The 14514-nt window shown below is 71.3% G+C and carries 11 protein-coding genes; 10 read left to right on the forward strand and 1 reads right to left on the reverse strand.

Annotated elements, in window-relative coordinates; all coding sequences use genetic code 11:
• The first annotated feature begins 55 nt into the window (after positions 1–55).
• From nuoF to ACIBTV_RS06630, 10 genes are all read left to right on the forward strand, one after another.
• A complete protein-coding gene (nuoF, locus tag ACIBTV_RS06585; RefSeq protein ID WP_396703007.1) occupies positions 56–1372 on the forward strand; it encodes an NADH-quinone oxidoreductase subunit NuoF in 1317 nt (438 codons plus the stop codon).
• Positions 1372–3822 carry an NADH-quinone oxidoreductase subunit G gene (locus ACIBTV_RS06590; protein ID WP_396703008.1) on the forward strand — a complete coding sequence of 817 codons (2451 nt, stop codon included), beginning with the start codon at positions 1372–1374 and terminating at the stop codon, positions 3820–3822. The genes nuoF and ACIBTV_RS06590 overlap by 1 nt, the downstream gene beginning before the upstream one ends.
• 2 nt (positions 3823–3824) lie before the next feature.
• A complete protein-coding gene (gene nuoH, locus ACIBTV_RS06595; RefSeq protein ID WP_396703223.1) occupies positions 3825–5171 on the forward strand; it encodes an NADH-quinone oxidoreductase subunit NuoH in 1347 nt (448 codons plus the stop codon).
• Between the two features lies 1 nt (position 5172).
• Positions 5173–5814 (forward strand): NADH-quinone oxidoreductase subunit NuoI, encoded by a 642-nt coding sequence (gene nuoI, locus ACIBTV_RS06600; protein ID WP_091593225.1) that lies wholly within the window; start codon positions 5173–5175, stop codon positions 5812–5814.
• Positions 5811–6581 (forward strand): NADH-quinone oxidoreductase subunit J, encoded by a 771-nt coding sequence (locus tag ACIBTV_RS06605; RefSeq protein ID WP_396703010.1) that lies wholly within the window; start codon positions 5811–5813, stop codon positions 6579–6581. The genes nuoI and ACIBTV_RS06605 overlap by 4 nt, the downstream gene beginning before the upstream one ends.
• Positions 6578–6877 carry an NADH-quinone oxidoreductase subunit NuoK gene (gene nuoK, locus ACIBTV_RS06610; RefSeq protein WP_091593220.1) on the forward strand — a complete coding sequence of 100 codons (300 nt, stop codon included), beginning with the start codon at positions 6578–6580 and terminating at the stop codon, positions 6875–6877. The genes ACIBTV_RS06605 and nuoK overlap by 4 nt, the downstream gene beginning before the upstream one ends.
• 12 nt (positions 6878–6889) lie before the next feature.
• A complete protein-coding gene (gene nuoL, locus ACIBTV_RS06615) occupies positions 6890–8848 on the forward strand; it encodes an NADH-quinone oxidoreductase subunit L (RefSeq protein WP_396703011.1) in 1959 nt (652 codons plus the stop codon).
• Positions 8849–8912: 64 nt separating this feature from the next.
• Entirely contained in the window at positions 8913–10445 is a 1533-nt protein-coding gene (locus tag ACIBTV_RS06620) for an NADH-quinone oxidoreductase subunit M (RefSeq protein WP_396703012.1), read from the forward strand.
• Entirely contained in the window at positions 10442–11995 is a 1554-nt protein-coding gene (gene nuoN / locus ACIBTV_RS06625; RefSeq protein WP_396703013.1) for an NADH-quinone oxidoreductase subunit NuoN, read from the forward strand. Before ACIBTV_RS06620 ends, nuoN begins: the two co-directional genes overlap by 4 nt.
• A 122-nt stretch (positions 11996–12117) precedes the next feature.
• Positions 12118–13191, forward strand: coding sequence for a polyprenyl synthetase family protein (locus ACIBTV_RS06630; protein WP_396703014.1), 1074 nt, complete (start codon positions 12118–12120; stop codon positions 13189–13191).
• Positions 13192–13248: 57 nt separating this feature from the next.
• Here ACIBTV_RS06630 and ACIBTV_RS06635 read toward each other — a convergent pair whose 3' ends face one another.
• Complete coding sequence (locus tag ACIBTV_RS06635) at positions 13249–14430, reverse strand: MFS transporter (RefSeq protein WP_396703015.1); 1182 nt, start codon at positions 14428–14430, stop codon at positions 13249–13251.
• Positions 14431–14514 lie beyond the last annotated feature (84 nt).

The following is a 14514-nucleotide window of genomic DNA, read 5'->3' on the forward strand; positions in this document are numbered from 1 at the left end:
CGGCGGGCTCCGGCGGGTCCGGTTCCGCCGTGGCGAGCGAAACGGGGGTCCAGAAGTGACCACTCCTCGGCCGGAGACGCTGGCCAAGCTGACGCCGGTGCTCACCAAGCGCTGGCTGTCGCCGGACGCCTGGCGGATCGGCACCTACGAGAAGCTCGACGGCTACGCGGCGCTGCGCAAGGCGGTCAAGGCCCACCCGGACGACCTGATCCAGCTGATCAAGGACTCCGGGTTGCGCGGTCGCGGCGGCGCCGGCTTCCCCACCGGTCTCAAGTGGGGCTTCATCCCGCAGGGCGACGGCAAGCCGCACTACCTCGTCGTCAACGCCGACGAGGGCGAGCCCGGCACCTGCAAGGACCTGCCGCTGATGACCCACGACCCGCACTCGCTGGTCGAGGGCGTCATCATCGCCTCGTACGCGATCCGGGCCAACCGGGCGTACATCTACATCCGCGGCGAGGCCGTGCACGCCGCCCGGCGACTGCGCAACGCGGTGCAGGAGGCGTACGCCAAGGGCTACCTGGGCACGAACATCCTGGGCTCCGGGTTCGACCTGGAACTGGTGGTGCACTCGGGTGCCGGGGCGTACATCTGCGGCGAGGAGACCGCGCTGCTGGACTCGCTGGAGGGGTTCCGGGGCCAGCCCCGGCTGCGCCCGCCGTTCCCGGCGACCCACGGCCTGTACGCCAGCCCGACCGTGGTCAACAACGTCGGCACCATCGCCAGCGTGCCGTACATCGTGCTGGGTGGCGCCGACTGGTGGAAGACCATGGGCACCGAGAAGTCCTCCGGCCCGATGATCTACTCGCTCTCCGGGCGGGTCGCCAACCCGGGCCAGTACGAGTGCTCGATGGGCGTCACGCTGCGCGAGCTGCTGGAGCTGGCCGGCGGGATGCAGCCGGGGCACAACCTGCGGTTCTGGACCCCGGGTGGCTCGTCCACCCCGCTGCTGACCGCCGAGCACCTGGACGTGCCGCTGGACTTCGAGTCGGTCGCGGCGGCTGGCTCGATCCTCGGCACCACGGCCACGCAGATCTTCTCCGACCAGGACTGCCCGGTCTACGCGACCTACCGGTGGCTGGAGTTCTACCACCACGAGTCGTGCGGCAAGTGCACTCCCTGCCGGGAGGGCAACTACTGGATGGTGCGGGTCTACCGGCGGATCCTCTCCGGCCAGGGCACCCACGAGGACCTGGACACCCTGCTCGACACCTGCGACAACATCCTCGGCCGCTCGTTCTGTGGTCTGGGTGACGGTGCCACCAGCTCGGTGACCTCCTCGCTGAAGTACTTCAAGCAGGACTACCTCGACTACATCGAGGGACGTACCGCGCCGAAGCTGTCGGACAAGCAGCTGGTGGGAGCCCACTAATGACCGACGTAGCAAAGCAGACCGAGACCGTCACCCTCACCATCGACGGCGTCGAGGTCACCGCCCCCAAGGGGGCGCTGCTGATCCGGGTCGCCGAGCAGCTGGGCACCGAGATCCCCCGGTTCTGCGACCACCCGCTGCTGGCCCCGGCCGGCGCGTGCCGGCAGTGCCTCGTCGAGGTGGAGGGGCAGCGCAAGCCCGTCGCCTCCTGCACCCAGACCGTCGCGGACGGCATGGTGGTCCGCACCCAGCTCACCTCCCCGGTCGCCAAGAAGGCGCAGGAGGGGGTCATGGAGCTGCTGCTGCTCAACCACCCGCTCGACTGCCCGATGTGCGACAAGGGCGGCGAGTGCCCACTGCAGAACCAGGCCATGTCCACCGGCCGCACCGACTCGCGGTTCCACGAGCACAAGCGGGAGTACCCGAAGCCGCTGCCGATCAGCAGCCAGGTGCTGCTGGACCGGGAGCGCTGCGTCCTCTGCCAGCGGTGCACCCGGTTCTCCGAGGAGATCGCCGGCGACAAGTTCATCGACCTGATGGGCCGGTCGTCCGCCGAGGAGATCAACATCTACCGGGACGACGCGTACGGCGCGGAGGGCGACGAGGGCGACGTCCCGTTCAACTCGTACTTCTCCGGCAACACCGTGCAGATCTGCCCGGTGGGCGCGCTGACCGGGGCCCAGTACCGCTTCCGGGCCCGCCCGTTCGACCTGGTCTCCACCCCGAGTGTCTGCGAGCACTGCTCGGCCGGCTGCGCCCAGCGCACCGACTACCGGCGAGGCAAGGTGCTGCGCCGGCTGGCCGGCGACGAGCCGGCGGTGAACGAGGAGTGGAACTGCGACAAGGGGCGGTGGGGCTTCCAGTACACCCGCGCCTTCGACCGGCTCACCACGCCGCTGGTCCGCGACCAGCGCACCGGCGAGCTGCGGGAGGCGTCCTGGAGCGAGGCGCTGCACGTCGCCGCCGAGGGGCTGCGGGCCGCCCGGGACTCCGGGCAGGGCACGGCGGTGCTCACCGGCGGCCGATTGACCGTCGAGGACGCGTACGCGTACGCGAAGTTCGCCCGGGTCGCGCTCAACACCAACGACATCGACTTCCGGGCGCGGCCGGTCTCCCGTGAGGAGTCCGACTTCCTGGCCAGCTCGGTCGCCGGCGTCACCGACGTGACGTACGCCGACGTGGAGAAGGCCCCGGCGGTCGTGCTGGTCGGCCTGGAGCCGGAGGAGGAGTGCCCGATCCTCTTCCTGCGGCTGCGCAAGGCGTACCTCAAGCGGACCCTGACGGTGTACGCGATCGCGCCGTTCGCCACCCGCGGCCTGGAGAAGCTCGGTGCCAAGCTGGCGCGGGTCGTGCCGGGCGAGGAGGCCAGCGTGCTCGCCGAGCACGCCACCGTCGCCGAGGCGCTGAGCCAGCAGGGCGCGATCCTCATCGTCGGTGAGCGGCTCGCCGAGGTGCCGGGCGGCCTGTCGGCCGCCGCGGACGTCGCCCGGCGTACCGGCGCGAAGCTGGCCTGGGTGCCGCGGCGCGCCGGTGACCGCGGCGCGGTCGACGCGGGCTGCCTGCCGAACCTGCTCCCCGGTGGCCGGCTGGTCACCGAGCCGGCGGCCCGGGCGGAGCTCGGCGAGGCGTGGGACATCGCGGCCGGGGTGATCCCGAGCCAGGCCGGCCGGGACACCGACGGCATCGTGGCGGCGGCCGCCGAGGGCCGGCTCGGCGCGCTCGTCGTGGCCGGTGTGGACCCGGCGGACCTGGCCGACCCGCGACTGGCCGAGCAGGCCCTGGACACGGTGCCGTTCCTGGTCAGCCTGGAGCTGCGCAACAGCGCGGTCTCCCGCCGGGCGGACGTGGTCCTCCCGGTCGCCCCGACGCAGGAGAAGGCCGGCAGCTTCCTGGATTGGGAGGGCCGGCTGCGCACCTTCGACGCGGTGCTGCAGACGACCGCCATGAACGACGGTCGGGTGCTGGACGCGCTCGCCGCTCAGCTCGGTGTGCGGCTCGGGACGGGCGACGTGCTCACCGTCCGCCGCGAACTGGGTGGCCTGCCGCCGTCGCGCACCGAGCGCCCGGCCGCCCCGTCCGTGGCGGCGGCGACGGTGCCGCAGCCGCGGGCCGGCGAGGCGGTGCTCTCCACCTGGCACCAGCTGATCGACCTGGGCAGCCTCACCGACGGCGACGAGCACCTGGCCGGGACGGCCCGGGCGGCGCTGGTCCGGCTGGGCAAGGGCACCGCCGAGGCGCTGGGCGTCGCGGACGGCGACCCCGTGACGGTCGGCACCGATCGGGGCGCGGTCACCCTGCCCGCGGCGATCACGGAGATGCCGGACGGCGTCGTGTGGTTGCCGACCAACTCGCCCGGCTCGACCGTCCGGCGCAGCCTGGGCGCGACCTCCGGCAGCGTCGTACGGGTCTCGGCCGCCCCGGTGGTCGCGAACGGAGGGGAAGTCCGGTGAACGTGGTCTACCTGGCCCAGGACCCCACCCTGGCCGACTTCGGCAAGGATCCGTGGTGGCTGGTCCTCATCAAGGTCGCCTTCGCGTTCGTCTTCGCCGTGCTGGCCACCCTGCTGGGGGTCTGGTTCGAGCGGCGGGTCGTCGGCCGGATGGCGGTGCGGCCCGGCCCCAACCAGGTCGGCCCGTTCGGCCTGCTCCAGACCCTGGCCGACGGCTTGAAGATGGCCTTCAAGGAGGACATCCTGCCGAAGGCCGCGGACAAGGTCGTCTACTTCTTCGCGCCGGTCATCTCGGTGGTCTGCGCGGTGACGGCGCTGTCGGTGGTGCCCTTCGGCCCGCTGGTGAGCATCTTCGGCCACCGGACGCCGCTGCAGGTCACCGACGTGTCGGTGGCGGTGCTGGTGCTGCTGGCCTGCTCGTCGCTGTCCGTCTACGGCATCGTCCTCGGTGGCTGGGCGTCCGGCTCGACCTACCCGCTCCTCGGTGGTCTGCGCTCCAGCGCCCAGATGATCTCGTACGAGGTCGCGATGGGGCTGAGCATCGTGGCGGTGTTCATGACCGCCGGCACGATGAGCACCAGCGGGATCGTCGCGAAGCAGGCCCACGGGACGCAGCTCAGCATCGGCGGCGTCGACCTGCCCGCGCCGGGCTGGTACGCGATCCTGCTGCTCCCCAGCTTCATCATCTTCTTCATCGCCACGGTCGGTGAGACCAACCGGGCGCCGTTCGACCTGCCCGAGGCGGAGTCCGAGCTGGTCGCGGGCTTCATGACCGAGTACAGCTCGCTGAAGTTCGCGCTGTTCATGCTCTCCGAGTACGTCGCGATGGTGACCATGTCCGCGGTCACCACGACGCTCTTCCTCGGTGGCTGGCGCGCGCCCTGGCCGATCACCCTCTGGGAGGGGGCCAACTCCGGTTGGTGGCCGATGCTCTGGTTCTTCGGCAAGGTCATCGCGCTGGTCTTCGTCTTCGTCTGGCTGCGCGGCACGCTGCCCCGGCTCCGCTACGACCAGTTCATGCGGTTCGGCTGGAAGGTGCTGCTGCCGATCAACCTGGTCTGGATCCTGGTGCTGAGCGGGCTCCGCTCCATCGAGGACTGGGACACCCAGGGCAAGGTGATCGCGGTCGGCATCCCGGCCGGCGTGCTGCTGATCCTCACGCTCGTCTGGCCGAGCCGGAAGCCGCAGCCGAAGCCGACCGTCCAGGAGCAGGTCGACAGCCGGCCGCACGGCAGCTTCCCGCTGCCGCCGATGGATCTTCAGGTACCACCGAGCCCGCGCACCATGCGCGTGGTCGCCGAGCGGGAGCCGGCCAACATCGCCGCCGGCTCGGACTCCAGGGAGGTGTGACGTGGGCGCGATCACCGGAACGTTCAAGGGCTTCGGGGTCACCTTCTCGCACATGTTCAGGAAGGTCGTCACCACCGACTACCCGTTCAAGCCGCCGGTGTCGGCGCCGCGCTACCACGGGCGGCACATCCTCAACCGGCACCCGGACGGGCTGGAGAAGTGCATCGGCTGTGAGCTGTGCGCCTGGGCCTGCCCGGCCGACGCGATCTACGTGGAGGGTGGCGACAACACCGACGAGCAGCGCTTCTCGCCGGGTGAGCGGTACGCCAGCGTCTACCAGATCAACTACGCCCGCTGCATCTTCTGCGGGCTCTGCATCGAGGCCTGCCCGACCCGCTCGCTGACCATGAGCAACGAGTACGAGCTGGCCCGGGACAACCGGCAGGACCTGATCTTCACGAAGGAGCAGCTGCTCGCGCCGCTGCTGCCGGGCATGGAGCAGCCGCCGCACCCGATGCGGCTGGGCGAGAGCGAGAAGGACTACTACGTCGGGTCGCTGACCAACCCGGGCACCTCGGCGGGCGCCGAGCGTTCCCCGATGGGCCCCGGCCGCTACGCGGTCGAGGAGCACCCCGGCGTGACGTTCCCGGGCGCCGAGCAGGCGGCCCAGCGGGCCGAAGCGGGCAAGGGAGGCTCGGCATGACCACGCAGACGGTGCTCGCCGCGGCGGGTGCGGTGTCCACCGGCGAGGCGGTCACCTTCTGGATCCTCGCCCCGCTCGCGCTGCTCGGCGGGATCGGGATGGTCGCCGCGCGCAACGCCGTGCACTCGGCGCTGTGGCTGGTGCTGACCATGCTCTGCCTCGGCGTGTTCTACGTTCTCCAGGCGGGCCCGTTCATCGGCATGGTGCAGATCATCGTCTACACCGGCGCGATCATGATGCTCTTCCTCTTCGTGCTGATGCTGGTCGGCCGGGACGCGTCCGACTCGCTGATCGAGACGCTGCGCGGGCAGCGGGCGGCCGCGATCGCCCTCGGCCTCGGCTTCGCCGGCCTGGTCGGCGGCGGTCTCTACCGGGCCCTGGAGGGCACCACGGGGGCCGGTCTCGACCAGGCCAACGCCGAGGGGAACGTGCAGGGCATCGCCCGACTGCTGTTCACCAAGTACGTCTTCGCCTTCGAGCTCACCTCGGCGCTGCTCATCACCGCGGCGGTCGGCGCCATGGTGCTGGCGCACATCGAGCGGCGCAAGGAGGACCGGCTCGACCAGCCGGCGACCATGCGAGCCCGCTTCCGCCCCGGCAACTACCCCGGCCCGAAGCCCGGCCCGGGTGTCTTCGCCACCTCCTCCTCGGTGGCCACGCCGGCCCGCCTGCCGGACGGCCGCCTCACCGAGCGGAGCACGCCGGACATCCTGCCGGTCCGCGAGCTGACCGCTCAGGAGACCTCCCTGAAGGGCACGGAGAAGTGACACCTGACTACTACCTGGTGCTGGCGGCGGTGCTCTTCACCATCGGTGCCGCCGGTGTGCTCATCCGCCGCAACGCGATCGTGCTGTTCATGTGCGTCGAGCTGATGCTCAACGCGGCCAACCTGACGCTGGTCACCTTCAGCCGGATCAACGGTGATCTCAACGGTCAGATCATGGCGTTCTTCGTGATGGTGGTGGCCGCGGCCGAGGTCGTGGTCGGGCTGGCGATCATCATGGCGATCTTCCGGACTCGGCGCTCGGCGAGCGTCGACGACGCCAACCTGCTCAAGTACTAAGAGGGGCCTGCGGTGGGAGAGATTCTGACGAACGCCCCGGCCGAGCCGGCGGGGGCCGTCACCTACGCGACGGCGGACGGCCTGCTCGGCAGCGTCTGGCTGCTGGTGGCCGTCCCGCTGGTCAGCGCGGCGATCCTGCTGCTGCTCGGCCGGCGGGCGGACCGGTGGGGACACTGGCTGGGCGTGGGCGCGATCGGCGTCTCCTTCGTGCTCGGCCTGGCCTCGTTCTTCCAGCTGCGGGGCCTGGAGAACAAGTCGGTCGAGCTGAGCCTGTGGGACTTCATCTCGGTCGGCGGGTTCCAGGTGGACTTCGGTCTGCTCTTCGACCCGCTGGCCGCTGTCTTCGTCCTGCTGATCACCGGGGTGGGCTTCCTGATCCACCTCTACGCGGTCGAGTACATGGCGCACGACGCGGGTCGCCGGCGGTTCTTCGGCTACTTCAACCTCTTCGTCGCCGCCATGCTGCTGCTGGTGCTCGGCAACAACTACGTGATGCTCTACGTCGGCTGGGAGGGCGTCGGTCTCGCGTCGTACCTGCTGATCTCCTTCTGGTACGACCGGCCGAGCGCGGCCACCGCGGGCAAGAAGGCGTTCCTGATGAACCGGGTCGGCGACGCCGGGCTGGCCATCGCGATCTTCATCATGTTCGCGACCCTCGGCACCACCCAGTACGACGAGGTCTTCAACGGCGTCGGCGCGATCGGTGCCACCACCGTGCTGCTGCTCGGCCTCCTGCTGCTGCTCGGCGCGACCGGCAAGTCCGGCCAGTTCCCGCTCCAGGCGTGGCTGCCGGACGCGATGGAGGGCCCGACCCCGGTGTCGGCGCTCATCCACGCGGCGACCATGGTCACGGCGGGCGTCTACCTGATCGCCCGGTCCAACCCGATCTTCTCGGCCAACACGACGCTCCAGCTCGTGGTGGTCAGTGTCGGCGCGCTCACGCTGCTGATCGGCTGCATCATCGGCGCGGCCAAGGACGACATCAAGCGGGTGCTGGCCTGGTCGACGGTCAGTCAGATCGGCTACATGTTCCTCGGCGTCGGGCTCGGTGGCGGCGCGTACGCCCTGGCCATCATCCACCTGCTGGCGCACGGCTTCTTCAAGGCCAACATGTTCCTCGGCGCCGGCTCGGTCATGCACGGCATGAAGGACCAGGTGGACATCCGCCGCTTCGGCGCGCTGTCCAAGCACATGAAGATCACCTGGTTGACCTTCATGATGGGCTGGCTCGCCATCATCGGCATCCCGCCCCTGTCCGGCTACTTCTCCAAGGAGCCGATCATCGTGGCGGCCTTCGAGCGGGAGGACTGGACCGCCTGGCTCTTCGGCGGGGCGGCCCTGCTCGGCGCCGGGCTGACCGCGTTCTACATGACCCGGCTCTTCGTGCTCACCTTCCACGGCCCGGCCCGCTGGACCGAGGACATCGAGCACCCGCACGAGTCGCCGAAGCTGATGACCGTCCCGCTGATCCTGCTGGCGGTCGGCTCGATCGGAGCCGGCTACCTGCTCTCCACCTCGGTGCCGGACTGGCTGACCGCCACCGCCGGCCTGGGCGGCCAGGAGGCCGCGCACCACCCGGTGCTCTCCCACGCCGTGATCACGATCCTGTCGATCCTGGTCACCGTGCTCGGCGCCGGGCTGGCCTGGTTCCTGTTCCGGGACGGGACGGCCACCGCGCCGCAGCCCGCCGGTGTGCTGGTCACCGCCGCCCGGCGGAACCTCTACGCCGACGCCTTCAACGAGGCGGTCTTCGAGAAGCCGGGCATCTTCCTCACCCGGGCGCTGGTCTTCCTCGACAACCGGGGCGTCGACGGCCTGGTGAACGGCCTCGCCGCCGGCGTCGGCGGTGGTTCGGGTCGCCTCCGGCGGCTGCAGACCGGCTTCGTCCGGTCGTACGCGACCTCGATCCTGACCGGTGCGCTGCTCGTGGTGGCGGCGTTCCTGGCCGTGCAGGCGGGGTGGCTGGCGTGATCGACCTCTTCCCGGCCGCCCCCGCCGGCGGGCCACGCAGTGACGACGGAGGTAAGGCCGCATAATGTCCAACTTCCCGTTCCTCTCGGTGCTGACCGTGGCGCCGCTGGTGGGCGCCCTGGTGGTGGCCCTCCTGCCACGCCACCGGCCGGAGCTGGCCAAGCAGGTGGCGTTCGTCTGGTCGCTGCTGGTCCTGGTGCTCTCGGTGGTCATGTGGATCACCTTCAAGGTCGGCGGTGACCGCTTCCAGTTCCGCGAGTCGTACCCGTGGATCCCGAACTGGGACGTCAACTTCACCTTCGCCGCCGACGGCATCGCGCTGGTCATGCTGATGCTGATCGCGGTGCTGGTGCCGCTGGTGATCCTGGCGTCCTGGCACGACGCCGAGTCCTCGAAGCGCTCGGTGCCGGTCTACTTCGCGCTGCTGCTCGTCCTCGAGTGCACGATGATCGGCGTCTTCGCGGCCGCCGACGTTTTCCTGTTCTACGTGTTCTTCGAGGTCATGTTGGTGCCGATGTACTTCCTCATCGGCAGCTACGGCGGCCACCAGCGGCAGTACGCGGCCGTGAAGTTCTTCCTCTACTCGCTGGTCGGCGGCCTCTTCATGCTCGCCGCGGTGATCGGTCTCTGGGTCGTCGGCGGGAAGACGTTCGACTGGCAGGCGCTGTCCCAGGTGGACATCTCCACCGGCACCGAGCGTTGGCTCTTCCTCGGCTTCTTCCTCGCGTTCGCGATCAAGGCGCCGTTCTTCCCGTTCCACACCTGGCTGCCGGACGCCGGTGGCGCGGCCCCGGCCGGCGCGGCGGCGCTGCTGGTGGGCGTGCTCGACAAGGTCGGCACGTTCGGCATCCTGCGGTACTGCCTGCCGCTCTTCCCGGACGCGGCCAAGTGGTTCGCGCCCTGGGCGCTGGCGCTCGGCCTGATCGGCATCATCTACGCCGCGCTGCTGGCGGTCGGTCAGAACGACCTGAAGCGGCTGGTGTCGTACACCTCGATCGCCCACTTCGGGTTCATCGGCGTGGGCATCTTCGCCTTCACCACCCAGGCCGGCACGGGCGCCGTGCTCTACATGGTCAACCACGGTCTCGCCACCGGCCTGCTGTTCCTGGTGGTGGGCATGCTGATCGCCCGCCGGGGCTCGGCGCTGATCAGCGACTTCGGCGGCGCCGGCAAGCTGGTCCCGGTGCTGGCCGGGGTGCTCTTCTTCGCCGGTCTCGCCTCGCTGGCGCTGCCCGGCACCGCGCCCTTCATCTCCGAGTTCCTGGTGCTGATCGGCACGTTCACGGTGAACAAGCCGGTCGCGATCATCGCGACGCTCGGCATCATCCTCGCCGCCGCGTACGTGCTGTGGATGGTGCAACGCACCACCCAGGGCACGCTCAACCCGGCGCTCACCGAGGTCGACGGGATGCGTCGTGACCTCAACCTGCGCGAGAAGGTCGTGGTCGCACCCCTGATCGCGCTGATCGTGCTGCTCGGCTTCTACCCGAAGCCGGTCACCGACGTGATCAACCCCGCCGTCCAGGCGACCATGGACGACATCGGCAGGACCGACCCCGCCCCGTCGGTGGGCACCGTCCAGGAGGCCGCGAAATGACCGAGTTGAAGCTGCCCTCGATTGACTACGCGGCGCTCGCCCCGATCCTGATCATGCTGGGCGCGGCCCTGGCCGGCGTCCTCGTCGAGGCGTTCGTGCCGCGACGGGCGCGGCACGTGACGCAGCTGTCGGTGGCGCTGCTCGCCGTGCTCGGCGCGCTGACCATGGTGGTCCTCAACGCCGACGACCGGCTCATCACCGCCGGCTCGGCGATCGCCGTGGACGGGCCGACGCTCTTCCTGCAGGGCGCGATCCTGGTGCTCTCGGCGATGGCGCTGCTGCTGATCGGCGAGCGCACGGTGGAGCGGGGCGGTGCGTTCGTCGCCCAGGCCGCGATCACCGCCGAGTCCGTGGAGGACCGGCGGCAGGCCGAGGGGCGCAACGGCGCCACCGAGGTGTACCCGCTGACCTCGTTCGCCATCGGCGGCATGCTGATCTTCGTCGCGGCGAACGACCTGCTCACCATGTTCATCGCGCTCGAGGTCTTCTCGCTGCCGCTCTACCTGCTCTGCGCGCTGGCCCGTCGCCGGCGCCTGCTGAGCCAGGAGGCGGCGATGAAGTACTTCCTGCTCGGCGCGTACGCCTCCGCGTTCTTCCTGTTCGGGGTGGCCCTGATCTACGGCTTCACCGCCGGCATCCCGGGCCGCTCGGCGAACGTGGACTTCGCCACCATCAACGCGGCGGTGAGCGAGTCGCCGGCCAGCCGGGTGCTGCTCTTCGCCGGCATGGCGTTGCTCGCGATCGGCCTGCTGTTCAAGGCGGCCGCGGCGCCGTTCCACGTCTGGACGCCCGACGTCTACCAGGGCGCGCCGACCCCGGTCACCAGCTTCATGGCCGCCTGCACCAAGGTCGCCGCGTTCGGTGCCCTGCTGCGGGTCTTCCACGTCGCATTCGCCGGCGCCACCTGGGACTTCACCCCGGTGCTCGGCGCCGTGGCGGTGCTGACCATGCTGGTCGGCGCGGTGCTCGCGGTGACCCAGACCGACATCAAGCGGCTGCTCGCCTACTCGTCGATCGCCAACGCCGGCTACCTGTTGGTCGGCGTGCTGGCACCGTCGAAGGACGGGCTCTCCGGCACGATGTTCTACCTGGTGGCGTACGGCTTCTCGGTGCTCGCCGCGTTCGCCGTGGTGACCCTCGTCCGCGACGCCGACGGGGAGGCCACCCACCTGTCCCGCTGGGCCGGGCTGGGGCGCCGCTCCCCGTTCTACGCCGCCGTCTTCACCTTCATCCTGCTCGCCTTCGCCGGCATCCCGCTGACCAGCGGCTTCACCAGCAAGTTCGCGGTCTTCGGGCCGGCGCTGGCCGACGGTCGGGCCTGGCTGGTGATCGCGGGTGTCCTCACCAGCATGGTGCTGGCCTTCCCGTACCTGCGGGTCGTCGTGATGATGTGGCTGTCCGAGCCGGGCGAGTCCACGCCGACCGTCACGGTGCCCGGCGGGCTCACCTCGGCCGCCCTGATGATCGGGGTGGTGGCCACCCTGGTCCTCGGTGTCGCGCCGGCGCCGCTGCTCGACCTCGCCACCGGAGCGGCCGAATTCGTCAGATAGACCGTCTCCTCGGCCAACCGGGGCCGGTACGCCACGGCGTACCGGCCCCGTACCGTGTCCGGGGCCCGTTCGCACGTCGCCCCCGTCCGGGGCAGGTCGAACGGGTGTGGCATGGTGGAGGCGTGGTGAATCCGGCTGGCGAGCGTACAGGTGCCACCGGCTCCGGCGGCCGCCGGAGCCGGCAGAGCACGGGGCAGTTCGGAGATCTCGGCCTCTACCTCGCCGATCCGGCGCTCGAGGCGTCCGTGCTGGCAGTGCTCGACAAAGTGGAGGTCGAGCTGCGGGCCAGTGTGGCCAGCGCCGACCCGTTCGTCACCGAGGCCGCCCGCCACCTGCTCGAGGCCGGCGGCAAGCGGTTCCGCCCGCTGCTGGTCGCCCTCGGCGCCCAGTTCGGCGATCCGACGGCGGGGCCGGTCGTGCCCGCCGCGGTCGTGATGGAGCTCACCCACCTGGCGACCCTCTACCACGACGACGTCATGGACGAGGCCGCCGTGCGCCGGGGTGCGCCGAGCGCCAACTCCCGCTGGACCAACTCGGTGGCCATCCTGGTCGGCGACTACCTCTTCGCCCGCGCCGCCGACCTGGCGGCCGACCTGGGCACCGAGGCCGTACGCCTGCAGGCCCGCACCTTCGCCCGGCTCGTGCACGGGCAGATCGCCGAGACCGTCGGGCCGCGCCCCGGCGACGACCCGGTGCGGCACTACCTCGAGGTGATCGCCGGCAAGACCGGCTCCCTGATCGCCACCTCGGCCCGTTTCGGCGCGATGTTCGGCGGGGCGGCGCCGGAGCACATCGAGGCGCTCGCCGGCTACGGCGAGACCATCGGGGTCGCCTTCCAGCTCTCCGACGACCTGCTCGACATCGCCTCCGAGTCGGTCCAGTCGGGCAAGACACCCGGCACCGACCTCCGCGAGGGGGTGCCCACGCTGCCGGTGCTCTACGCCCAGGCCGGTGACGACTCCGACGCCGCGTCCGTGCGCTTGCGGGAGATCCTCGCCGCCGGCGCGGTCACCGACGACGCGTTGCACGCCGAGGCGCTCGGCCTGCTGCGGGAGAGCCCGGCCCTGAAGCGGGCCCGGGAGACCGTCCGCAGCTACGCCGAGGACGCCCGCGCCCGGCTCGCGCCGCTGCCGCACAATCCGGCTCGCGGCGCGCTGGAGTCGCTCTGCGACTTCGTGGCCGACCGCACCAGCTGACCGTCCGAGGCTGGTCTCGACCGAATCCGGCGGGAGCGCCGCGACCCAGCTGGTCGGTCAGGGACGCGCCAGGAGGCGGCTGCCGGTGAGCATGAGCGCGGCGGCCACGATCATGGACACCGCCGCCGTGCTCCACATTGCCGAGTAGCCGATCCGGGCGGCGATCGCGCCGAGGCAGAGCGGGCCGAGGCAGCCGCCCGCGTACACCCCGGTCTGGGTGATCGAGGTGGCGGCGGCCGGGGCCTGCGGGTGCAGCCGGACCACGGCGAAGTTCATCAGCCCGGGCCAGGCCCAGCCCAGGCCGAAGCCGAGCACCACACCGACCACCAGCGACACCGGGCCGGCCACCGCGAGCAGCCCCAAACCGCCCGCGCCGACGACCAGCATGCCGGCGATGAGGGCGACGTGGCCGCCGGAGCGGCGGTCGGCGAGCCAACCGGCGCCCACCCGGGCCGCGACGCAGACCGCGCTGCCCAGGGTCAGCGTCAGGCCGGCCAGCCCCGGGGCCAGCCCACGGTCGACCGACGAGTCCACCACGAACGTGCCCAGCGCGTTGGCAGCGCCCGCGGCCAGCGTGGCGGCCACGCCGATGACCACGAGCGCGCCGGTGCCCCTGCCGGCCCGCGCGCCGCCCGCGCGCCGGTCGGGCCGGGCCTCGCGTCGGGGTACGGCCGGCAGGGCGGCCAGCGCGACGCAGGCGGCGACGGCGAACGCCCAACGCCAGCCGGCGGTGAGCGCGATGGTGGGCACCGCCGCGCCGGCCAGCAGGGTGGAGACCGGGATGGCGGCCTGCTTGATGCCGAACGACAGCCCCTGCCGCCGTGGCGGGACGTGCCGGGCCAACGCGGCGTTGCTGGCGAGCTGGCCGAGGGCGTTCGCGATTCCGGCGAGCGCCAGCAGGCCGAGCAGCACCGCGTACGACCGGGCCAGCACGGCCACGGCGAGCAGGCAGGCGGCGGAGAGCAGGATGCCGGTGCGGGCGACCACCGCCGGCCCGTACCGCTCGGCGAGGGCCCCGGAGGGCACCGAGGCCAGCGCGCCGACGCCGAAGTAGAGCGACACGGCGAGGCCGAGCCCGGCGGGGGAGAAGCCGAGGTCGGCTTCCAGCTGTACGGCGAGACCACCGACCAGGAACACCGGCAGGACGCAGGCGATGGTGACGACGATGGCGCTGGCGGCGGCGCGGACGGGCCGGGTCGGGACGGGCGCCGGGGCAGAGGTGAGAGTGCTTTCGGTCATGGCCCGGCAAACCTACGCCTCGGCGGTGACCAGCACGTTTCGTGTCCGTTGGTTCACGAGCTGTTGATGACGGTCTGGCATCCT

The organism is Micromonospora sp. NPDC049366 (genome assembly GCF_044466625.1).
Classification (GTDB): domain Bacteria; phylum Actinomycetota; class Actinomycetes; order Mycobacteriales; family Micromonosporaceae; genus Micromonospora.

Bases quoted from the DNA above. Each gene is read 5' to 3' on its own strand.
- ACIBTV_RS06620 (WP_396703012.1), top strand. From the start codon at position 8,913: ATGTCCAACTTCCCGTTCCTCTCGGTGCTGACCGTGGCGCCGCTGGTG.
- nuoN (WP_396703013.1), top strand. From the start codon at position 10,442: ATGACCGAGTTGAAGCTGCCCTCGATTGACTACGCGGCGCTCGCCCCG.
- ACIBTV_RS06635 (WP_396703015.1), bottom strand. From the start codon at position 14,430: ATGACCGAAAGCACTCTCACCTCTGCCCCGGCGCCCGTCCCGACCCGG.
- ACIBTV_RS06590 (WP_396703008.1), top strand. From the start codon at position 1,372: ATGACCGACGTAGCAAAGCAGACCGAGACCGTCACCCTCACCATCGAC.
- ACIBTV_RS06605 (WP_396703010.1), top strand. From the start codon at position 5,811: ATGACCACGCAGACGGTGCTCGCCGCGGCGGGTGCGGTGTCCACCGGC.